This window comes from Paraburkholderia sp. MM5496-R1, from assembly GCF_050436205.1.
Classification (GTDB): Bacteria; Pseudomonadota; Gammaproteobacteria; order Burkholderiales; family Burkholderiaceae; genus Paraburkholderia; species Paraburkholderia tuberum.
On the sequence record NZ_JBNDLT010000003.1, the window covers coordinates 1,222,563 to 1,242,868 of the forward strand.

Genomic DNA, 20,306 nt, shown 5'->3' on the forward strand with positions numbered 1-20,306 from the left:
CCGCGCGCCAATGTCGGTTTGCGCCAGAAAGATCCGAAAAAATCATCAAGGAATTCGCATGAAGATCGCAGTGTTGCCGGGCGACGGCATCGGTCCCGAAATCGTCAAGGAGGCCGTCAAGGTCCTGAACGTGCTCGGCGAGAAGTTCGAACTCGAAGAAGCGCCGGTCGGCGGCGCAGGCTACGAAGCGAAGGGCCACCCGCTGCCGGACTCGACGCTCGCGCTCGCGAAGGAAGCCGACGCGATCCTGTTCGGCGCGGTCGGCGACTGGAAGTACGACAAGCTCGAACGCGCGCTGCGCCCTGAGCAGGCGATTCTCGGTCTGCGCAAGCACCTGGAACTTTTCGCGAACTTCCGTCCGGCGATCTGCTACCCGCAACTGACGGGCGCGTCGTCGCTGAAGGAAGAGATCGTTTCGGGTCTCGACATCCTGATCGTGCGCGAACTGAACGGCGACATCTACTTCGGCGCGCCGCGCGGCGTGCGTACGTCGCCGGACGGCCTGTTCGCCGGCGCAAAGGAAGGCTTCGACACGATGCGCTATTCGGAACCCGAAGTGCGCCGCATCGCGCACGTCGCATTCCAGGCGGCGCAAAAGCGCGGCAAGAAGCTCACCTCGGTCGATAAAGCCAACGTGCTCGAAACGTCGCAGTTCTGGAAGGACGTGATGATCGACGTGTCGAAGGAATACGCGGACGTCGAACTGTCGCACATGTACGTCGACAACGCCGCGATGCAGCTCGTGAAGGCGCCGAAGTCGTTCGACGTGATCGTGACCGGCAACATGTTCGGCGACATCCTGTCCGACGAGGCGGCCATGCTGACCGGCTCGATCGGCATGCTGCCGTCGGCATCGCTCGACAAGAACAACAAGGGCTTGTACGAGCCGTCGCATGGCTCCGCGCCGGATATCGCCGGCAAGGGCGTGGCCAATCCGCTCGCCACGATCCTGTCGGCCGCGATGATGCTGCGCTATTCGCTGAACAAGGCGGAGCAGGCCGATCGCATCGAAACCGCGGTGAAGAAGGTGCTCGAACAGGGCTATCGTACCGGCGACATTCTCACGCCGGGTTGCAAGCAGATCGGCACCGCCGCGATGGGCGATGCCGTCGTGGCCGCGCTGTAAAACGCGTGCACCGCATGCGCTCGCAGAGCGAGGGCATGCGGTGGTCAGGTCAACGATACTGGCCTTTTAAAAACGCGAATCGGGCCTTGAAACAGGCCGATTTGCGCGTCATACGGCGAAGAACGCCGCCAGTTTTCCGTTTTCGTGTATATTGTTTTGATGGCTCAGATCTCCCAAATCTCCTCGATTTCCAAAATGCACGGCACAACGGCCCGTGCGATCGAGTTCGCCATTACCATCAAAACCATTACCCCGAAAACGATCACGAAGCGCTGATCGTCCGTCGTGCCCGCCCATCTTCCCCGCGCGGTCACTGCGGGCAAAGACGCGGGGAAGTTTCCATTCGAAGGGTATGAAGTCATGAACGTAGGTCTCGTAGGTTGGCGCGGCATGGTCGGCAGCGTCCTGATGCAACGTATGCAGCAGGAAGGCGATTTCGACTTGATCGAACCGGTGTTTTTCAGCACCAGCAACGCGGGCGGCAACGCGCCTTCGTTCGCCAAAAACGAGACCAGGCTCAAAGATGCGACAAGCATCGACGACCTGAAGAAGTGCGACGCGATCATTTCCTGCCAGGGCGGTGACTACACGAACGAAGTGTTCCCGAAGCTGCGCGCGGCGGGCTGGAACGGCTACTGGATCGACGCGGCATCGTCGCTGCGCATGAAGGACGACGCGGTCATCATTCTCGATCCGGTCAACCTCGACGTGATCAAGAACGCGCTCGTCAAAGGCCAGAAGAATTTCATCGGCGGTAACTGCACGGTCAGCCTGATGCTGATGGCATTGGGCGGCCTGTTCCGCGAAAACCTCGTCGACTGGATGACGGCCATGACTTATCAGGCCGCATCCGGCGCGGGCGCGCAGAACATGCGCGAATTGCTGTCGCAAATGGGCACGCTGCACGGCGCGGTGAAGAACGAACTGGCAGACCCGGCTTCGGCGATTCTCGACATCGACCGCCGCGTGCTCGAAGCGATGAACAGCGACAGCATGCCGACCGACCACTTCGGCGTACCGCTCGCGGGCTCGCTGATTCCGTGGATCGACAAGGATCTCGGCAACGGCATGTCGAAGGAAGAGTGGAAGGGCGGCGCGGAAACCAACAAGATCCTCGGCAAGCCGGCCATGGGCACGCCGGGTTCGATTCCCGTCGATGGTCTGTGCGTGCGGATCGGCGCAATGCGCTGCCATTCGCAAGCGCTCACGATCAAGCTGAACAAGGACGTGCCGCTCGACGAAGTGAACAGCATCCTCGCGTCGGGCAACGACTGGGTCAAGGTTGTGCCGAACGAACGCGAAGCGTCGATGCGCGATCTGTCCCCGGCGGTTGTCACCGGTACGCTGACGGTGCCGGTCGGCCGCGTGCGCAAGCTCGCGATGGGCGGCGAGTATCTGTCGGCCTTCACGGTCGGCGATCAGCTGCTGTGGGGCGCGGCTGAACCGCTGCGTCGTATGCTTCGCATTGTGCTCGACAAGTAAAGTAAACTACGCGCTCACGACGCGTAGACAACTCAAGAAGCGTCGCGCTTGCGCGGCGCTTTTTTCATTGTGTGCTCCGATCATCTTGTCTCTTTCCACTCGCAAAAAAGGCTGCGCGCTGACGCGCCCAGGAGTCCCGATGAACTTTCGACGCTCCGCTCTTCGGGCTATGTCCATTCGTCACGAGAAGGTGCGATTCAGCAGCCGTCCGGCGGCGATGGCCGCTTGTGCCACTTTCGCCCTTGCGCTGCTCGGCGGTGGCGCGGGCAATGCGCTTGCCGCGCCGGCCAGTGCCATGAGCGCGCCGGATGCCGCTTCCGCTGTCAGTTCCACTACCGCTGTCGTTGCTGTCGCTGCGGGCTCTCAGTACACCGTACACGCAGGGCAGTCGCTGAACGATGTCGCGATCGCTATTACGCAGTCGCATGACCGGGCGGTACTCGCGCGCGCTACGCACGCATTGTTCGACACGAATCCGGCCGCGTTCATGAATCACGATCCGAGCCGGATGCGTGTAGGAGCGGTGTTGATCGTGCCGGCGCTCGATGCGTCGGGGGCCTTGGCGGTTTCGTCGACTGGGGCCGCGGCAGGGGCGTCGGAGTCCACGGCGGCTGCGCCCGCTGCCGCGCCGACTGCCGCGCCGGCCGCGGCGGCTGCCGCCAGCACGGCGAGTGCAGTCGCGCAGGTCAACGCCGCCGCCGCGAGTGCGGCCAGCGCGGCGGCTCAAGCGACGACGCCAGCCGCATCCACGGTTTCCGGCGCGGCCAGCGCGGCGGTATCGACCGGCGCGGCGGCGGGCGGTGCGGTTTCGTCCGCGCCAGTGGCCGGTTCGGCGCCGGTGGCGACGAGTCGCACGCGGGAATGGGCCGGATCGATTCAACCGGCGGCGAGCGCGCCCGCCGGACAAGCGCCGTCGGCAGCGACCGCGGCCGCGCAGGCGGCTTCGCAGCCGCATCCGCAGGTGTCGAGTCTGCAGCAATTGCTGGCGCTGAAAAACCGCGTGCTGATGGAGTTGCAGAAGCACGGTATCGGCGGGGCGCCCGTCGCTTCAGGCCCAACGCCGACGAGCGCTGCGCAGCCGGCACCGGCAGGTTCCGCGGCGACCGTGGCCGCGGCGCCGGAGCATGCGAATGTGACGACGTCGCCGTCGAATGAAGGCGGCATCTCTCAGCGCGATTTGAGCATCGCGGCGGCCGTGGGCGCGGCACTGATCGTTCTGCTCGCTGCTCTGCGCATGGGTCGCCGCAAGCGCGATAAAGAGGCCGCGGCACGGGCTGCCCAGGCAACTGATGCGGAAATGGCGAGATCCGCGCGTGAGGCCGATTCGCGCAATTGCAGCGCGGCGGCGGGGCAGGCGGCGGTCACGGAAGGATCGGACGCGCAAGATCAAGAGGTTGCACGGCAGGCCGCAGCAGCAGAGCATGCGGCTGCGGAACGTGCAGCAGCCGAGCAAGCCGCAGCAGAAAGCGCGGCAGCCGAACGTGCAGCAGTCGAGCAAGCCGCAGCGGAAAGTGCAGCAGCCGAACAGACGGCAGCGGAGCGAGCCGCAGCAGAGCGAGCAGCGGCCGGAGAACACGCCGCGGCGGAACGCGCAGCAGCCGAACAAGCAGCAGCCGAACGCGCAGCAGCCGAACAAGCAGCAGCCGAACAAGCAGCAGCCGAACAAGCAGCAGCCGAACAAGCAGCAGCCGAACAAGCAGCAGCCGAACAAGCAGCAGCCGAACAAGCAGCAGCACGCGTCGCCGCCGAACATGCGGAAGCGGAACGCATCGCAGCAGAACGCAGCGCATCCGAGCGCGCCGCAGAAGAACAGGCGGCACAGCAAGCAGGCACGCCCGAACCTACTGCACCGACGGCGCCACTCGCCAGCATCCCGCTACCCAGCCAAAGCGAACTGTCCAGCGAACCACCGGCTGTCGCACCCGCCCATGACGAGACGCTGCGCTCCGCCGCGACGGCCGCCAATCTCGCCGCCGCGGCAGAACTCGGCGCCGACGCGCTGCCGCTGGGACCGCTCGAACCGGTTGGCGCCGCGGCGCAGGACGAGAACGCGCATCGCCTGCAATGGGACGAGGAACCCACAGAAAGTCCGACCGCAGAGAAAACGACAGGCACGACGACAACCCCGAGCCCAAGCGCCGCGGAACCGCCCTCGACAGCGTCGCACACCGCGACGGCCGAACCGCAGTCCCCCTTGAACGTTCCACCCCCGGTGATCGATTTCACGCAACATCAGATCGAACCGCGCGCCACTACGTCGTTCGGTCAGCCGTTCAGCGACATCCCCGTGCCGACGGAACGCGCGCCGTCCGCGCCGACCGAGTTCCCGCGCGAGGCCGTCGACGCGTTCGGCAGCCTCAACATGCCGCTGCCACCGCGCATCGACGTGCCCACCCTCGGCGAAGCGGAGCCTTCCACCTCGCTTTCGACGCAACCGGTCGCATCGCCCGACACGACCGCGCAGCAGGCCTTCGGCGTCCATGGCGCGGACGACGACGCCCCGCACATCGCCGACCAGATCGCCGCCGGCACAGCCGGCCACGGCGCCGTCGCGGGCCTCGGCGCGGCCGGCTTCGGCGCGCTGAAGCTCGACTTCGACCTCGAGTTGCCGCCGAGCCCGGCTCAGCCATTGCCGGCCTTCACACCGGCCGATCTCGGCCGCATCGCGCGCAACAAGCTGGAGTTGGCCTCCGAGTACATCGAGCTCGGCGATCTGGCGGGCGCCCGCGCGCTCATCAACGAAGTGATCGAAGCAAACGATCCGGCCACGCGCACCGAAGCCCGCGCGTTGCTTTCGACTCTCGCACCGCTGTCGTGAAGCGCATCGCATTAGGCGTGCAATACGACGGCGCCGCGTTCACTGGATGGCAGTCGCAGCCGCATGGCAACACGGTACAGGACGAGCTCGAACGGGCGCTGCGCGAATTCATGCGCAGGCCCGTGCAGACGGTGGTCGCCGGCCGCACCGACCGCGGTGTGCATGGCTTGGGTCAGGTCGTGCATTTCGACACCGACCTCGATCGTCTCGAGATCTCCTGGGTGCGCGGCCCGAATGCGTTTCTGCCGAAGACGATCGGCGTGCAGTGGGCCAAGCCGATGCCCGACGATTTTCACGCGCGGTTTTCGGCATTCGAGCGGACCTATTACTACATGCTGTACGTAAGTCCGGTTCGCTCGCCGATGTTCACGACGCGCGCCGGCTGGGTGCACACGCCACTCGACGTCGACGCAATGCGCTCGGCCGCCGAGCACCTGATCGGCGAGCATGACTTTTCGGCGTTTCGTTCGTCGCAATGCCAGTCGAAGACGCCGTTCAAGCACCTGTACCAGATCGACGTCAAACGACAGGGTAACTTCGTGCATTTCCGCTTCCGCGCGAACGCGTTCCTGCATCACATGGTGCGCAACGTGATGGGCTGTCTGATCGAAATCGGCAGCGGCCGCCGCCCGGCCGCGTGGATGGCCGACGTGCTCGCGAGCCGTAGCCGCGATTGCGCGGCGCCGACCTTCATGCCCGACGGCTTGTACCTCGCGCAAGTGGGCTATCCTGAGCAATTCGGCGTGCCCGACCCGGCGACGGGCAGCGTGCCGTGGAGCAGCGTATGGACCGAACAACCGGAAACATGAAAGCAGCAGAGAACCCCGCCATTCAGACCGACGCCACCGCCTTGCAAGGCGTGCCACATCGCACGCGCATCAAGCTGTGCGGACTGTCGAAACCCGTCGACATTGCACACGCGATCGACCTCGGCGCCGACGCGATCGGCCTCGTGTTCTATCCGCCGAGCCCGCGCTCGGTGAGCGTCGCGCAAGCGGTCGAACTCGTGCACGAGGTGCCGCCGTTCGTGTCGGTCGTCGGTCTGTTCGTCAACGCGACGGCGGAATGGATTCACGAAGTCGCGAGCAACGTGAACCTGACGCTGTTGCAGTTCCACGGCGACGAGACGCCTGAGCAGTGCGAGGCGCTCGCCGGCGTTGCGGGTTTGCCTTGGTTGCGCGCGTTGCGAGTTGCGGCGGATACTCGAGCGGCCGATTTGGTAAAATCGGCATTCAACTATTCAGCAGCTAGTGGTCTTCTATTCGACACCCATGTCGAAGGCTACGGCGGCGGTGGGAAGGTTTTCGATTGGTCACTTATTCCAGCAGAGCTCGCGCGTCGGGCCGTTTTGAGTGGTGGGTTGAACGCGCAAAACGTCAGTGATGCGATCCATCGCGTGCGCCCGTACGCGGTCGATGTCTCGAGCGGCATCGAAGTAGCGGGCGCCCGGGGCGTGAAGGATCACGCCCGGATGGCGGCGTTCGTACGCGCGGTGCGCGCTGCGGACGCTGAATGATTCAGGCTCGCGGGCGCTTTCCGATGAAAGCCGCGAGCCATCCTGAGAAAAGTGATCACCATGTACAACTTGCCTGACGAAAGAGGCCACTTCGGCCAATTTGGTGGTGTGTTCGTCGCCGAAACGCTGTTTTCCGCACTCAACGAGTTGCGTGAAGCGTACGAGAAATATCAGAAAGACCCGGAGTTCGTCGCCGAGTACGAGCGCGAATTGAAGTATTTCGTGGGTCGCCCGTCCCCGATTTATCACGCCCAGCGCTGGAGCGAATTGCTCGGCGGCGCGCAGCTTTATCTGAAGCGTGAAGACCTGAATCACACCGGCGCGCACAAGATCAACAACGTGATCGGCCAGGCGCTGCTCGCCAAGCGCATGGGCAAGCCGCGCGTGATCGCGGAAACCGGCGCCGGTCAGCACGGCGTGGCCACGGCGACAATCTGCGCGCGCTTCGGTATGGAGTGCGTGGTCTACATGGGCGCCGAGGACGTGCGCCGCCAGGCCGCGAACGTTTATCGCATGAAACTGCTCGGTGCGACGGTCGTGCCGGTCGAATCGGGGTCGCGCACGCTGAAGGACGCGCTGAACGAAGCGATGCGCGACTGGGTCACCAACGTCGAAAACACGTTCTACATCATCGGCACGGTTGCGGGTCCGCATCCGTACCCGATGATGGTGCGCGACTTCCAGCGAGTGATCGGCGACGAATGCCACGTGCAGATGCCAGAACTCGCTGGCCGCCAGCCGGACGCCGTCATCGCGTGTGTTGGCGGCGGTTCGAATGCGATGGGGATCTTTTACCCGTATATCGACGATAGTTCCGTGCAGTTGATCGGCGTCGAAGCGGCCGGCGACGGCCTCGAAACGGGTCGTCACGCGGCATCGCTGATCGGCGGTAGTCCCGGCGTGTTGCACGGTAACCGCACGTATCTGCTGCAAGACGAAGATGGCCAGATCATCGAGACGCATTCGGTGTCGGCAGGCCTCGACTACCCGGGCGTCGGCCCCGAGCACGCATGGCTAAAAGAGAGCAATCGCGCTCAATACGTAGGCATCACCGACGAAGAAGCCCTGAAGGCGTTCCACGATTGCTGCCGCATCGAGGGCATTATTCCTGCGCTGGAGTCGAGCCACGCGCTCGCTTACGCTACGAAACTCGCGCCGACCTTGTCGAAAGACAAGATTCTGCTGGTCAACCTGTCGGGCCGCGGCGACAAGGACATGCACACGGTCGCTGAGCGATCGGGTATCCAGTTCTGAGCCGCGACGATGCGCGACGAGTTCGACGAGCCGCAGCCGGCGATTGAATCCACGAATCCGGCCGCCGAAGTCCCGGCGGCCGCGGCATCCGCACCGCTGCTGGCGCAGGTGCCTGCGGGCATTCAGCTATTGAACCGCGATTTTCTAACCGATGTAGCGAACATTCCCGATGAGTCGATCGACCTGATCGTCTGTGATCCGCCTTATGGGTTGGGGAAGGACTATGGCAACGACTCCGGACATGCGCACGGGCGAGGAATTTCTCGTCTGGACGCGCGGCTGGCTCGAGCTCGCTGTACCGAAGCTCAAGCCAACAGGGTCGCTCTATATCTTCTGCACCTGGCAATACGCGCCGGAAATCTTCAGTTTCCTGAAGACGAAACTCACGATGGTCAACGAAATCATCTGGGACCGGCGCGTGCCGAGTATGGGCGGCACCACGCGCCGCTTCACGTCAGTGCATGACAACATCGGTTTTTTCGCGGTGTCGAAGGACTACTTCTTCGATCTCGATCCCGTCCGCATCCCGTACGATGCAGTCACGAAGAAGGCGCGTTCGCGAAAGTTGTTTGAAGGAAGCAAGTGGTTGGAGCTTGGCTATAATCCGAAGGATGTCTGGTCGGTATCGCGTCTGCATCGGCAGCATGCCGAGCGCGTTGCGCACCCAACCCAGAAACCTCTGGAAATCGTCGAGCGGATGGTACTGTCCTGCTGCCCGAAGGGCGGCCGCGTGCTCGACCCATTCATGGGCAGCGGCACCACCGCAGTCGCTTGCGTCCGTCATCAGCGCGAATTCGTCGGCTATGAGATCAACGAGAGCTATTGTGCGATAGCGCGCGAGCGCGTCAGCGCCGCCGCTACGCCTGCTGCGCCCCGTCGGACCCGAGCCAGGCCAAAAGTGCAGCCGCCGACCGAAGTGCAGTGAAAAGCGCGAGATGCACCTCTAAGTTCGCTGAAAAGCGCGCGGCAATGGGCGCGCAATAGCCCTAATTCGAGAGTACTTCCATGTCCCGTATCAAGAACACGTTTGCCGCGCTGTCCGCCCAAGGTAAGAAAGGCTTGATCCCGTTCATGACCGCTGGCGACCCGGACCCGGCTCGCACGGTCGAGTTCATGCACGCCCTCGCCGCCGGCGGCGCCGATGTGATCGAACTAGGCGTGCCGTTTTCCGACCCAATGGCAGACGGTCCTGTCATTCAGCAGTCGTCTGAACGCGCGCTCGCGAAGGGCGTGTCGCTACGCCATGTGCTGGCCGACGTCAAACGCTTCCGCGAAGCCGACGACAAAACCCCGGTCGTGCTGATGGGCTATGCGAATCCGATCGAGCGAATGGGCGCCGAGGCCTTCGCGAAAGCCGCGAAGGAAGCCGGTGTCGATGGCGTGCTGGTGGTCGACTATCCGCCTGAAGAGTGCGCAAACTTCGCGGAACAGATGCAATCTGCCGGGATCGATCCGATCTTTTTGCTCGCGCCGACTTCAACCGACGAACGTATCGCCGAAGTCGGCCGCATCGCCAGCGGTTACGTCTACTATGTGTCGCTGAAAGGGGTCACCGGCGCCGCAAATCTGGACGTTTCCAGCATCGCGAGTAAAATCCCGGCCATCAAGTCGCGCGTCCCCCTGCCGGTGGGCGTCGGTTTCGGCATTCGCGACGCGCAAACGGCGCGTGCGGTGGGCGAGGTGGCCGATGCCGTCGTGATCGGCAGCCGTATCGTTCAATTGCTCGAACAGGCAGCGCCCGACGCCGCTGCCGAGACGCTCACGCGTTTCGTTGCCGAGGTGCGCGAGGCGCTCGATAGCGTTGCGACTGCCCGATAACAGTTATTTTTTGTCGCGGTAACGTGAGCGGCGGGCTCGTCCCGCCGTTCGCGCGACTGCTGACCCAGAAGGATTCCCTATGAGCTGGCTCGATAAGCTGCTGCCGCCGAAAATCAAACAAACCGACCCGAAAAACCGCAAGGGAATTCCGGAAGGCCTGTGGATCAAGTGCCCGTCGTGCGAAGCCGTGCTGTATCGCAACGACGTCGAGGCCAATCTGCATGTTTGCCCCAAGTGCGACCATCACATGCGCATCGGCGCACGTGAGCGGCTCGACAGCCTGCTCGATCCGGAAGGCCGCTACGAAATCGGCCAGGAAATCGTTCCGGTCGACGCGCTGAAGTTCAAAGATAGCCGCAAGTACCCTGAGCGCATTAAAGAGGCGATGGACGAAACCGACGAGACCGACGCAATGGTCGTGATGGGCGGCGCGATTCACACGCTGCCGGTCGTCGTGGCGAACTTCGAGTTCTCGTTTATGGGCGGCTCGATGGGTTCGGTGGTCGGCGAGCGTTTCGCGCGCGGCGCGCAGAACGCGCTCGAACAGAAAGTGCCGTTCATCTGCTTCACCGCTTCGGGCGGCGCGCGGATGCAGGAAAGCTTGCTGTCGTTGATGCAGATGGCAAAGACCACCGCGATGCTCACGAAGCTGGCGGAAGCCAGGCTGCCATTCATCTCGGTGCTGACCGACCCGACGATGGGCGGCGTGTCCGCGAGTTTCGCATTCCTCGGCGACGTCGTGATCGCCGAACCGAAGGCGCTGATCGGCTTTGCTGGTCCGCGCGTGATCGAACAGACCGTGCGCGAGAAACTGCCGGAAGGCTTCCAACGCGCCGAGTTTCTGCTGCAAAAGGGCGCGATCGACATGATCGTCGATCGTCGCAAGCTGCGCGAAGAGATCGCGCAATTGCTGGCGCTGTTGAGCCATCAGCCGGCGGACGCGGTCGCGTAAAAGCCGGGCAGCACCGCATTTGCCGCTCTTTCGCCGCGCTGTCGAAGACGCGGTGGAGCCAGAGAAGCAATCAAAAAATAGCGCGCCGCGTGAGCAATCAAGCGGCGCGCTGTCATTTCCAGGATAATTACCGTCGCCTGCGATGCGGCAGCGGTCGAAGCCGAAGCTGGCGCGGCTCAAGGCGCGGGTTTGTGCGCATAAACCGCGCAACGGCCTACGCCCATGACCGGCGACCCGCGACCCTCGACCACAACCGCCTGACCAGCACCCTTCGCAGCACTGCAGAACCGAACTACCGCGACTCACTCAAGATTCACCCGATGACGACATTCCCCACTCTCGACGCGTGGCTCACGCACCTTGAATCCGCGCATCCGGTCGGCATCGACATGGGTTTGGGCCGCATCTCCCAGGTACGCGATGCGATGCAGCTATCGTTTGCGTGCCCGATCATCACGGTCGGCGGCACGAACGGCAAAGGCTCGACCTGCGCGATTCTCGAAGCGATCCTGCTGCGCGCGGGCTATACGGTCGGCTGCCACACGTCGCCGCATCTGCTGTCGTTCAACGAGCGCGCGCGTATCAATGGGGCAATGGCAAGCGACGCAGATCTGCTGCCGCACTTCGAAGCCGTCGAGGCCGCGCGCCTGAGCCTCGCCAAACCGGTCACGCTGACCTACTTCGAATTCACGACGCTAGCGATCATGAGCCTGTTCGCGTTGCGCGGCCTCGACGCGGTGATTTTCGAAGTTGGCCTCGGTGGCCGTCTCGACGCGGTCAATATCCTCGACACCGACTGCGCGATCATCACGAGCATCGATATTGACCACACCGACTATCTCGGCGACACGCGCGAAAAAATCGCGTTCGAAAAAGCCGGTATCTTCCGTCCCGGCAAGCCCGCGATTTGCGCGGACCCGGTGCCGCCGCAATCGTTGATCGATCACGCGGAAAAGATCGGGGCGCAATTGTGGTTGTTCGGCCGCGATTTCCGTTACGAAGGCCAGGCCGGCAGCGAGCGACAGCAGTGGAGCTATGTCGGCCCGACGCTGCGGCGCTCGGCGCTCGCGTATCCATCGCTGCGCGGCGCGAATCAGCTGATCAACACGTCGGCGGCGCTGGCCGGGCTCGAAGCTTTGCGCGACCGTCTGCCGGTGTCCGCGCAGGACATCCGGCTCGGCATCGCCAACGTGGATCTTCCGGGCCGTTTCCAGGTACTGCCGGGCAAGCCGTCCATCGTGCTCGACGTCGGCCACAATCCGCATGCCGCCGCGGTGCTCGGGCAGAACCTCGGCAACATGGGCTTTTTCCCGTACACGTACGCGGTGTTCGGCGCGATGCGCGACAAGGACATCGCCGGCGTGCTAAGTCATCTGAAAGGCGAGATCGATCACTGGTGCGTGACCGATCTGCCGACCCCGCGCGCCGCGTCCGCGCAAGAGCTGGAAACCGTGTTGCGCGAGCTGGGCGTGGAAGACGGCGCCGACAGCAGCGTCATGCGTTATGCGACGCCGGCGCAGGCTTTCCAGGACGCGCTAAAACGTGCGTCAGAGAATGATAGAATCGTCGTTTTCGGCAGTTTCTATACGGTAGCGGGTGTGATGGCCTACCGGAAATCGCAGCAACACTGAGCGGGCACCAGGCTCGAACCAAGCGATTCATGGGAATTTTCTCGTTCGGCAAGAAAGACGACGCGCCCAGCCGGCGCGGCGCAAACACCAGTTCCAATCGGGCCACCCGGGGTGAACGCGTCGAGCGGCGCACCCGCCGCACCGAGCGCACCGTCGATGCAGATGCAATGCTGCTCGACCCCACGCTGCCGGAAAAGCAGCGCGCGCGCCGCCGGCTCGTCGGCGCAATCGCACTGGTTGTCGCGGCGGTGATCATCCTGCCGATGGTGTTGGACTCGCACCCCAAGCCCGTCACCGACGACATCTCGATCGACATTCCGAACCGGCCCGCGCCGAAGCTCTCCAGATCCACCGCCAACGAAGACGTGCAGGCCGGCGTCGCGCTGGACAATCCGCCGGCCGCCGACACGGGCGTGGCTGCGTCCGGCCTCGCGCCGGCAACGAGCGCGGCGACCACGGCGGCAGCCTCGGTCTTCGCCGCCAAATCGACGCAATCGACCGCAGCGAAACAAGGCGCGACCCCCTTCGCCGCAACTGGCGCTGTTACCGCCGCGACGCCGAAGCCCGCCGCGAAGCCGCAAACGCAATCGCTCGCAGCCAACACCGCGCCTGCTGCCCCCGCCAAACAGATGAAGGCACCCGCCACCACACCGTCGGCGTCGACCGACGACGAAGCGAACACGGCCACCGCCAGCGCCGACGCGAACTCCGGCACGCCGGCCTCGCCGCCGGGCAACCGTTTCGCGGTGCAGCTCGGCGCCTTCTCGAACGAAGCGAACGCGCGCAATTGGGCCGCGAAGTTGAAAGCGGCAGGCGTGCCTACATATACGGAACATAGGAAGCAAGCCGACGGCTCGACGCTGACATTGCTGCGTGCAGGCCCGTTCGCCGACCGCGCCGCGGCCACCGCCGCTGTCGCGAAGGTCCGCGAGGCGGGCCTCGTGTCGGGCTCGAACGGCGGCAGAGCACAGTAAGCGAGCGATGTTCACTGCCTTCGACTACGCTGTAATGGCGGTGATCGGTTTGTCGGCGCTGCGAGGCGCCTGGCGCGGTTTGCTGTCGGAAGTGTTTGGTTTGATCGGCTGGGTCGCGGCGTTTTTCATCGCTTGCGAGTTCGTGGGCTACGTGGTCCCGTATATCCCGTCTACCTGGCCAGGCGGCGCGTTGACGCAGTGGCTGCTGGCTTTTTCGCTCGTGGTGATCGGCGTAGTGCTGGTCACGAGCGTGGTGAGCGCGCTGCTCAGCCGCCTCGTGCAGGTCACGGGACTGGGTGGTGCGGACCGCTCGCTCGGTTTGATGTTCGGCCTCGTGCGTGGGGTCGTTCTGGTGCTGATTCTGGTCGCCCTCGCAGGCTTGACCGAACTGCCCAAAGAGGAATTCTGGCGCAACGCGCTGCTTCGTCCGTATGCGGTTGCGGGCGTACGCGCAATGAAACCGCTGCTCCCCGAGGCGCTCGCCGCTTACGTCCATGTGGACGATTCGGGCGCCCCGAGCAATGCGCAACAGGACTCCGGCGCATACCGGCTGCCTTGACGTCGTAGCGCGTGCCGTCGCATGAAAGCGCGGGCGCGGTCGCAGGCACCGGTCGCCATCACGAATTTCGTACCTTTGAAGGACATGCCATGTGCGGCATCGTAGGCGTAGTTTCCCATTCCCCGGTCAACCAGCTGATCTATGACAGCCTGCTGCTTCTGCAGCATCGCGGTCAGGACGCCGCCGGCATCGCAACGGCGAACGGCAGCAATTTCCACATGCACAAGGCCAACGGCATGGTGCGCGACGTGTTCCGCACGCGCAACATGCGCAGCCTGCCGGGCACGACGGGCATCGGCCAGGTCCGTTACCCGACCGCCGGTTCGGCGTCGAGCGAAGAAGAAGCGCAGCCGTTCTACGTGAACGCGCCGTTCGGCATCATCCTCGCGCATAACGGCAACCTCACCAACTGGCAGCAGCTGAAAGATGAGATGTTCCGCATCGACCGCCGCCACGTGAACACCAATTCCGATACCGAAGTGCTGCTCAACGTGCTCGCGCACGAGCTGCAACTGTCGAGCTCGGGTCTGCAGCTCGATCCGGCCGCGCTGTTCAAGGCGGTGTCGGGTGTGCATCGGCGGGTGCGCGGCTCGTATGCGATCGTCGCGTTGATCGCTGGCTACGGCCTGCTTGGTCTCCGCGACCCGTTCGGCATCCGTCCGCTGTGCCTCGGCAAACGGGAAACGGCTGACGGCGTCGAGTGGATGCTGGCGTCGGAATCGGTGGCGATCGAAGGTGTCGGTTTCGAATTCGTGCGCGACGTGCAGCCGGGCGAGGCGATTTTCATCGACGCCGAAGGCCAGCTGCATTCGCAGCAATGCGCGACGACCACCAGCCTGAACCCCTGCATCTTCGAACTCGTGTATCTGGCGCGTCCGGATTCGGTGCTCGACGGCGTGCCGGTCTACAACGTGCGTCTGCGCATGGGCGACTACCTCGCCGAGAAGATCAGGCGCGAGCTGCCCGACGTCGCAATCGACGTGGTGATGCCGATTCCCGATTCGTCGCGCCCGGCCGCGATGCAGGTCGCGAAGAAGCTCGGCGTCGAGTATCGCGAGGGCTTCTTCAAGAACCGCTATGTAGGCCGTACCTTCATCATGCCGGGGCAGGCGGTGCGCAAGAAGTCGGTGCGCCAGAAGCTGAACGCGATGAACATCGAGTTCAAGGGCAAGAACGTGCTGATCGTCGACGACTCGATCGTGCGCGGCACGACGTCGCATGAAATCGTGCAGATGGCGCGCGATGCGGGCGCGAACAAGGTGATTTTCGCGTCGGCGGCGCCGCCGGTGAAATTCCCGAACGTCTACGGCATCGATATGCCGACGCGCGGCGAACTGGTCGCGCACGGCCGCTCGGACGAGGAAGTTGCGCGCATGATCGGCGCGGATCACCTCGTGTATCAGGACGTCGATGCGCTGAAGCAGGCGGTGCGCGATATCAATCCGGCGCTGAAGGAGTTCGAGGCTTCGTGCTTCGACGGCAACTACGTGACCGGCGACATCACGACCGAATACCTCGACCGCATCGAAAGCGCGCGTCTCGCGCCGTCGTCGCAATCGGATCGCGATGCCGCGAGCGAAGCGATCGACGGTGGCGGCCCGGCGCGTTCGCAGCTGCATCTGCAACTGTCGGTGGGTTGAGCGTACACGCGACAGTCGTCCGCCCTGGCTCCAGCCTCCCCGTACATGAAGCCCGCTTATGCCGACGCAAAAGCGGGCTTTTTTGTTGCTGCCTCATTTAGCCACGGAAGCAGCCACGGAAACCTGGAGACCAGAACCCACATGGACGACTTCCACGACTTTGACTTCGACACGCTGACCGTTCGCTCGGGCACCGTGCGCAGCGATTTCAACGAGCACTCGGAAGCGATCTTCCTGACCTCGAGCTTCGTGTTCGCGAGCGCCGCGGACGCCGCCGAGCGCTTCAGGAATTCCGAGGACTATTTCACGTACTCGCGCTTCTCGAACCCGACCGTGTCGATGTTCCAGGACCGTCTGGCCGCGCTCGAAGGCGGCGAGGCCTGCATCGCGACGGCTTCGGGCATGGCCGCGATCATGTCGGTCGTGATGTCGACGTTGCAGACGGGCGATCACCTCGTCAGCTCGCGGGCGCTGTTCGGCTCGACGCTCGGCATGTTCTCGCAGATCTTCAGCAAGTTCGGCATTACGCGAATGCGCTGTTCGTCGTCGATAGCTGCTTCTGCAGCCCGGCGTTGCAGCAGCCGCTGAAGCTCGGCGCGGACGTCGTCATGCATTCTGCGACCAGGTTCCTCGACGGCTAGGGCCGTGTGCTCGGCGGCGCGCTGGTCGGTTCGAAGAAAATCATCATGGAAAAGGTGTTTCCGTTCGTACGCAGCGCTGGCTCGACTCGCATCCGGCCGTCAATCGCGTGTTCTATCCGGGGCTCGAATTTGCGGTGGGGCTTGAAAACGCGGGCGATATCCGTGCGGATCTGCAATGTGGGCTCGAAAGCTGACAGGCAGGGCAAAACCTGTTCGCGGCATACAGGCTTCAAATGGCCTCAAAGGCCTCAAAGGCCTCAAAGCGCCTCCGCGCCACCTCCGCCGCGCTCAGTGCCGCAACGCGCGCCACTGCCCGGGCGCCAGCCCGAAACGCCGCGTGAACGCGTGCGTGTAAGCGCTCTGATCGCCGAAACCGATCTCGAGCGCGATATCGGTCAACGAAAGACGCGCTTCCGCAAGCAGCGTGATCGACGTGTCGAGCCGCAGCCGCTGCAAATAGCGATGCGGCGTCTCGCCGAACGCATCGATAAACAGTTGATGAAAACGCCGCATGCCGAAACCGCAGTGCGCGGCGAGGTCCGCGATCTTCAGCGGCTCGGACAGATGCGCGCGCAGCCAGCGGTCGATGCGCGCGAAATCGAGGCGAACGCCTTCGCTCTGCACACCGGCTAGTGCGCCGGAATCGGCGACAAGCGCGGCGCCCAGGCGTGCCGCAGCATCCCAATGAAAGCGACGGTGACCGAAGGCATTACCAGGCGCTTCGCCCACGCCGCCCGCAGCATGCGCGGCAATCGCGCGCACGAGTTGTGCGAGCGACGGATCAACGGCCACGGCGCGCGCGCGCTCGAACAACCGCTCGGGCACCGCCAGCGACGCCGCAGGCAAATCGAGCACGAGCTGCCGGTTGGTGCCGACACCCGCATAATCGTGCCGCGCGCCGGCCGGGATCAGCCATGCGGAGCTGGCGTCGATCTGCTCGGCGACGCCGTCAACCGCCATCACCATTGCGCCGTCGAGCCCCAGCACGACCTGGTGGAAGTCGTGCACGTCCGACGCTTCGATCGCGCCATAGCAGCGCAGCGAAACGTTGGGGGCGGTGACGGCGGCGTGGCTCACGACAATACTCAGGCGTGGGTTCAGACTTCGAGCAGTTCGACTTCGAACACGAGCGTCGCGTTCGGCGGAATCACCCCGCCCGCGCCGCGCACGCCGTAGCCGAGTTGCGGCGGAATGGTCAGCTTGCGCTTGCCGCCGACCTTCATGCCTTGCACGCCTTCGTCCCAGCCCTTGATGACCATGCCGCCGTCCAGCACGAACGCGAACGGGTCATTGCGGTCCTTGCTCGAATCGAACTTCTGGCCGTCGGTCAGCCAGCCCGTGTAATGCACGGTCACGGTCTTGCCGGCCACGGCTTCGGCGCCGGTACCTTCCACGAGATCTTCGTACTTCAGGCCGGATTCGGTCGTCACAGTCGACATGCGTTGCTCCTCAGATCAAAACGTAAAACCGACATTGTAGGCGCGTTGACGTCGATCGCCGAGTCTGGTCCGGTTCCGCGCATGGCATGCGGATTGCGTCCCGCGTCGCGATTCGGCCTCGACTGGCCGGTCCGAACGGGATGCCTATAATGAGGCTTCCCCCCATCATCCAGCATTGCCTGAGAGGACTCGATCGTGACTACGTCACCCAACGGGACTGCTGGCGCCCAGCCGGCGTCGGCCGGCTTCGTCATCACCGAACGCAGCGCGCTGCTGCGCGCGGAAACCGCGTTGTTCATGCGCGATCACGTGCTGTCGCAGGTGTCGCACGACCTGCGCGGTCCGTTGAATGCGATTCATAGCTGGGCGTACGTGCTCGAGCGCAAGCTCGACGCGAACGATCCCAATTCGCAGCGCGCGATCACCGGCATTCGCAGCGGCGTCGATCAGCAGGTGAAGCTGCTCGAGACGATCGTCGATGCGACGCGCGCCGAAACGAAATCGCTCGCGCTCACGTATGAACCCTTTCCGCTGCATCCGCTGCTCGACGAAACCGTCGAGGAAGTCCGCGCCGGCCTCGCCCGCGCGCGCGGCGTCGAAGTGCGGCTCGACTCGCAGATCGCCACCGAGCAACTGAACGGAGACCGCGCTCGGCTCGCCGCCGCGGTGTGGCTGATGCTGACGTTCGCCGTCGAAGCGAGCGCGCGGGGCACCGAGGTCGCTCTGGCCGCGCGCGCGGACAACGGCACATGGCATGCGAGCGTCACGTACGAGCCGAACGAGGCCGCGTTGAACGACGCCGCGCTGCCGCATGTGCTCGAAGCGTTCGCGCGCAAGCAGGCGGGCGAACCGCACGAGGCGAAGCGCATCGCGTGGGTGTTCGCGTTGTGCAAACGCGTCGCGGAGGCGCACGGCGGAAGCTTCGAGCAAAGCGATACGACGGAAGCGGACGGCGTCACCGCGACCCCCGCCACGCTCGTGCTGCGCGTGCCATTCAGCGCGGCGGGGCCGAAATGAGCGTCGCGCGCGAATGCGTTGGCGCACAATCAAGAATTCATCGAGCTTTCAGCCCCTATACTGACAACTTTTGTTGCCGGAGCCCGTCGCTTTGATCCAGGTTGTCGCTCTTATCGGTGCAATGTTTCTGGTTGCACTCAACGGCTTTTTCGTCGCAGCCGAATTCGGTCTGGTCAAACTGCGGCAGACCCGCGTGCAAAGCCTTGCCACCCAGCATGGCATGCGCGGACGTCTGCTCGCGAAGGTGCACGGACAGCTCGACGCATATCTGTCGGCGTGTCAGCTCGGCATCACGCTCGCGTCGCTCGGCCTCGGCTGGATCGGCGAACCGGCGTTCGCGCAACTGCTGATGCCGCTTTTCACCGTGATCGGCGTCGAGTCCGAGAAGCTGATGCATGGCATTTCACTGTTCTTCGCGTTTTCGTGTATTTCGTTCCTGCATATCGTGGTCGGCGAACTCGCGCCGAAGTCGCTCGCGATTCGCGAGGCGGAGAAAATTTCGCTGTGGACCGCGACGCCGCTGTACGGTTTCTACTGGGCCATGTACCCGGCCATCTGGCTGCTCAACACGAGCGCGAACGCGGTGCTGAAGGCCGCGGGGCTCGATACCGACCAGGGTCACGACTCGCGTTACTCGACCGAGGAACTCAAGCTGATCCTGCGCGGCCGCCGCGCGAACGTCGCGAGCGAACTCGGTGCGTCGACCGGCGCGTACAGCCAGGACGAATGGAACACGATCGCGCACTCGCTCGACTTCTCGCGAATGACCGTATCGGACCTGATGCGGCCGTCGCATGAAATGGTGTGCCTGCGGCGCGATCTGCCGTTGCGCGACAACATGCAGGTGGTCGCGCGGCACCGCTTCAGCCGCTATCCGCTGTTCGAGGATGCATCCGGCGAACGCGTGGCCGGCATGATCCATCTGAAGGACCTGCTGCTCGCGCGCCAGGCGGGCAGCACGCTCGACGACCTGTCGCGCTACGTCCGCCCCGTGCAGTACGTGAAGCCGGACATGCCGGCGCTCGAACTGTTCCGGCGCTTTCGCAAGGGCGCGCCGCACTTCGCGCTGGTCGGCCACAAGAACGCGAAACCGATCGGCTTCCTGACGCTCGACAACCTGCTCGGCGCGCTGGTCGGGCAGATCCACGATGAATTCCGCCAGGGCGACGCCGACTGGACCCGCATGGACGACGGCACGCTGATGGGCAAGGGCAGCTTGCCGGTGGTGTCGCTCGAACGTGCTCTGGGTATCGACATCGATGAAGGCAAGGCCGAATCGGTGGGCGGGCTCGTGATCCAGGCGCTCAACGATCTGCCGAGCGAAGGGCAGCGCGTCGAGTTCGAAGACTTCGACGTCGTGGTCAAGAAGATGAAGGGACCGCGCATCGTGCTCGTGCGCGTGTATCCGAAGCTGTTCGACGACGAGGGCGGTTGAGGGT

Annotated in this window: 17 protein-coding genes and 2 pseudogenes; 16 read left to right on the top strand and 3 right to left on the bottom strand. The window is 64.2% G+C overall.

The annotated features are described in order from the left end of the window. Positions 1-58 precede the first annotated feature (58 nt). On the top strand, positions 59-1,126 hold the full coding sequence (gene leuB, locus OKW38_RS31965; protein ID WP_090808296.1) for a 3-isopropylmalate dehydrogenase: 1,068 nt from the start codon (positions 59-61) through the stop codon (positions 1,124-1,126). 108 nt (positions 1,127-1,234) lie between these two features. Here leuB and OKW38_RS31970 read toward each other — a convergent pair whose 3' ends face one another. Continuing rightward, positions 1,235-1,540: a hypothetical protein gene (locus OKW38_RS31970; RefSeq protein WP_429365590.1), complete on the bottom strand. Its 306-nt coding sequence runs from the start codon at positions 1,538-1,540 to the stop codon at positions 1,235-1,237. On the opposite strand from OKW38_RS31970, the gene asd reads away from it, so the two are divergent. From asd to OKW38_RS32035, 13 genes and pseudogenes are all read left to right on the top strand, one after another. Next, positions 1,487-2,608, top strand: a complete 1,122-nt coding sequence (gene asd / locus OKW38_RS31975) for an aspartate-semialdehyde dehydrogenase (protein WP_187612203.1) — start codon at positions 1,487-1,489, stop codon at positions 2,606-2,608. The genes OKW38_RS31970 and asd overlap by 54 nt on opposite strands. Positions 2,609-2,747: 139 nt before the next feature. Beyond that, positions 2,748-5,426, top strand: a complete 2,679-nt coding sequence (locus tag OKW38_RS31980; protein ID WP_429364865.1) for a FimV/HubP family polar landmark protein — start codon at positions 2,748-2,750, stop codon at positions 5,424-5,426. After that, positions 5,423-6,235 carry a tRNA pseudouridine(38-40) synthase TruA gene (truA, locus tag OKW38_RS31985; protein WP_429364867.1) on the top strand — a complete coding sequence of 271 codons (813 nt, stop codon included), beginning with the start codon at positions 5,423-5,425 and terminating at the stop codon, positions 6,233-6,235. The genes OKW38_RS31980 and truA overlap by 4 nt, the downstream gene beginning before the upstream one ends. After that, complete coding sequence (locus tag OKW38_RS31990) at positions 6,232-6,942, top strand: phosphoribosylanthranilate isomerase (protein ID WP_429365555.1); 711 nt, start codon at positions 6,232-6,234, stop codon at positions 6,940-6,942. The genes truA and OKW38_RS31990 overlap by 4 nt, the downstream gene beginning before the upstream one ends. A gap of 60 nt (positions 6,943-7,002) precedes the next feature. Then, a complete protein-coding gene (trpB, locus tag OKW38_RS31995) occupies positions 7,003-8,196 on the top strand; it encodes a tryptophan synthase subunit beta (RefSeq protein ID WP_429364868.1) in 1,194 nt (397 codons plus the stop codon). Between the two features lie 9 nt (positions 8,197-8,205). Continuing rightward, positions 8,206-9,121: pseudogene (locus OKW38_RS32000) on the top strand (DNA-methyltransferase). Positions 9,122-9,201: 80 nt separating this feature from the next. Beyond that, positions 9,202-10,014 carry a tryptophan synthase subunit alpha gene (gene trpA / locus OKW38_RS32005; RefSeq protein WP_184036040.1) on the top strand — a complete coding sequence of 271 codons (813 nt, stop codon included), beginning with the start codon at positions 9,202-9,204 and terminating at the stop codon, positions 10,012-10,014. Between the two features lie 79 nt (positions 10,015-10,093). Further along, positions 10,094-10,966 (top strand): acetyl-CoA carboxylase, carboxyltransferase subunit beta, encoded by an 873-nt coding sequence (gene accD, locus OKW38_RS32010; RefSeq protein ID WP_090808311.1) that lies wholly within the window; start codon positions 10,094-10,096, stop codon positions 10,964-10,966. 320 nt (positions 10,967-11,286) lie between these two features. Next, a complete protein-coding gene (gene folC / locus OKW38_RS32015) occupies positions 11,287-12,597 on the top strand; it encodes a bifunctional tetrahydrofolate synthase/dihydrofolate synthase (protein ID WP_429364870.1) in 1,311 nt (436 codons plus the stop codon). A gap of 29 nt (positions 12,598-12,626) precedes the next feature. Beyond that, the gene (locus tag OKW38_RS32020; RefSeq protein WP_429364872.1) at positions 12,627-13,571 is read left to right on the top strand and encodes an SPOR domain-containing protein; all 945 of its coding nucleotides are present in this window, start codon (positions 12,627-12,629) and stop codon (positions 13,569-13,571) included. A gap of 7 nt (positions 13,572-13,578) precedes the next feature. After that, on the top strand, positions 13,579-14,130 hold the full coding sequence (locus tag OKW38_RS32025) for a CvpA family protein (RefSeq protein WP_090808318.1): 552 nt from the start codon (positions 13,579-13,581) through the stop codon (positions 14,128-14,130). Positions 14,131-14,219: 89 nt separating this feature from the next. Further along, positions 14,220-15,770: an amidophosphoribosyltransferase gene (gene purF, locus OKW38_RS32030; RefSeq protein ID WP_090810350.1), complete on the top strand. Its 1,551-nt coding sequence runs from the start codon at positions 14,220-14,222 to the stop codon at positions 15,768-15,770. A gap of 141 nt (positions 15,771-15,911) precedes the next feature. Then, positions 15,912-16,411, top strand: a pseudogene (locus OKW38_RS32035) (PLP-dependent transferase). Positions 16,412-16,699: 288 nt separating this feature from the next. On the opposite strand, the gene OKW38_RS32040 reads toward OKW38_RS32035, so the two are convergent. Both OKW38_RS32040 and OKW38_RS32045 read right to left on the bottom strand, forming a co-directional pair. Next, positions 16,700-17,488 carry a helix-turn-helix domain-containing protein gene (locus OKW38_RS32040; RefSeq protein ID WP_429364874.1) on the bottom strand — a complete coding sequence of 263 codons (789 nt, stop codon included), beginning with the start codon at positions 17,486-17,488 and terminating at the stop codon, positions 16,700-16,702. Between the two features lie 20 nt (positions 17,489-17,508). Continuing rightward, positions 17,509-17,850 (bottom strand): FKBP-type peptidyl-prolyl cis-trans isomerase, encoded by a 342-nt coding sequence (locus OKW38_RS32045; protein ID WP_090808322.1) that lies wholly within the window; start codon positions 17,848-17,850, stop codon positions 17,509-17,511. 195 nt (positions 17,851-18,045) lie between these two features. On the opposite strand from OKW38_RS32045, the gene OKW38_RS32050 reads away from it, so the two are divergent. Continuing rightward, the gene (locus tag OKW38_RS32050) at positions 18,046-18,867 is read left to right on the top strand and encodes a sensor histidine kinase (protein WP_090808324.1); all 822 of its coding nucleotides are present in this window, start codon (positions 18,046-18,048) and stop codon (positions 18,865-18,867) included. Positions 18,868-18,958: 91 nt separating this feature from the next. After that, the gene (locus tag OKW38_RS32055; RefSeq protein ID WP_090810353.1) at positions 18,959-20,302 is read left to right on the top strand and encodes a hemolysin family protein; all 1,344 of its coding nucleotides are present in this window, start codon (positions 18,959-18,961) and stop codon (positions 20,300-20,302) included. The last annotated feature ends 4 nt before the right edge of the window (positions 20,303-20,306 follow it).

Excerpts from the sequence above, each read along its gene's own strand:
- leuB (WP_090808296.1), top strand. The coding sequence starts at position 59 with ATGAAGATCGCAGTGTTGCCGGGCGACGGCATCGGTCCCGAAATCGTC.
- accD (WP_090808311.1), top strand. The coding sequence starts at position 10,094 with ATGAGCTGGCTCGATAAGCTGCTGCCGCCGAAAATCAAACAAACCGAC.
- trpB (WP_429364868.1), top strand. The coding sequence starts at position 7,003 with ATGTACAACTTGCCTGACGAAAGAGGCCACTTCGGCCAATTTGGTGGT.
- trpA (WP_184036040.1), top strand. The coding sequence starts at position 9,202 with ATGTCCCGTATCAAGAACACGTTTGCCGCGCTGTCCGCCCAAGGTAAG.
- asd (WP_187612203.1), top strand. The coding sequence starts at position 1,487 with ATGAACGTAGGTCTCGTAGGTTGGCGCGGCATGGTCGGCAGCGTCCTG.
- OKW38_RS32045 (WP_090808322.1), bottom strand. The coding sequence starts at position 17,850 with ATGTCGACTGTGACGACCGAATCCGGCCTGAAGTACGAAGATCTCGTG.
- OKW38_RS32025 (WP_090808318.1), top strand. The coding sequence starts at position 13,579 with ATGTTCACTGCCTTCGACTACGCTGTAATGGCGGTGATCGGTTTGTCG.
- OKW38_RS31980 (WP_429364865.1), top strand. The coding sequence starts at position 2,748 with ATGAACTTTCGACGCTCCGCTCTTCGGGCTATGTCCATTCGTCACGAG.
- purF (WP_090810350.1), top strand. The coding sequence starts at position 14,220 with ATGTGCGGCATCGTAGGCGTAGTTTCCCATTCCCCGGTCAACCAGCTG.
- folC (WP_429364870.1), top strand. The coding sequence starts at position 11,287 with ATGACGACATTCCCCACTCTCGACGCGTGGCTCACGCACCTTGAATCC.
- OKW38_RS31990 (WP_429365555.1), top strand. The coding sequence starts at position 6,232 with ATGAAAGCAGCAGAGAACCCCGCCATTCAGACCGACGCCACCGCCTTG.
- OKW38_RS32020 (WP_429364872.1), top strand. The coding sequence starts at position 12,627 with ATGGGAATTTTCTCGTTCGGCAAGAAAGACGACGCGCCCAGCCGGCGC.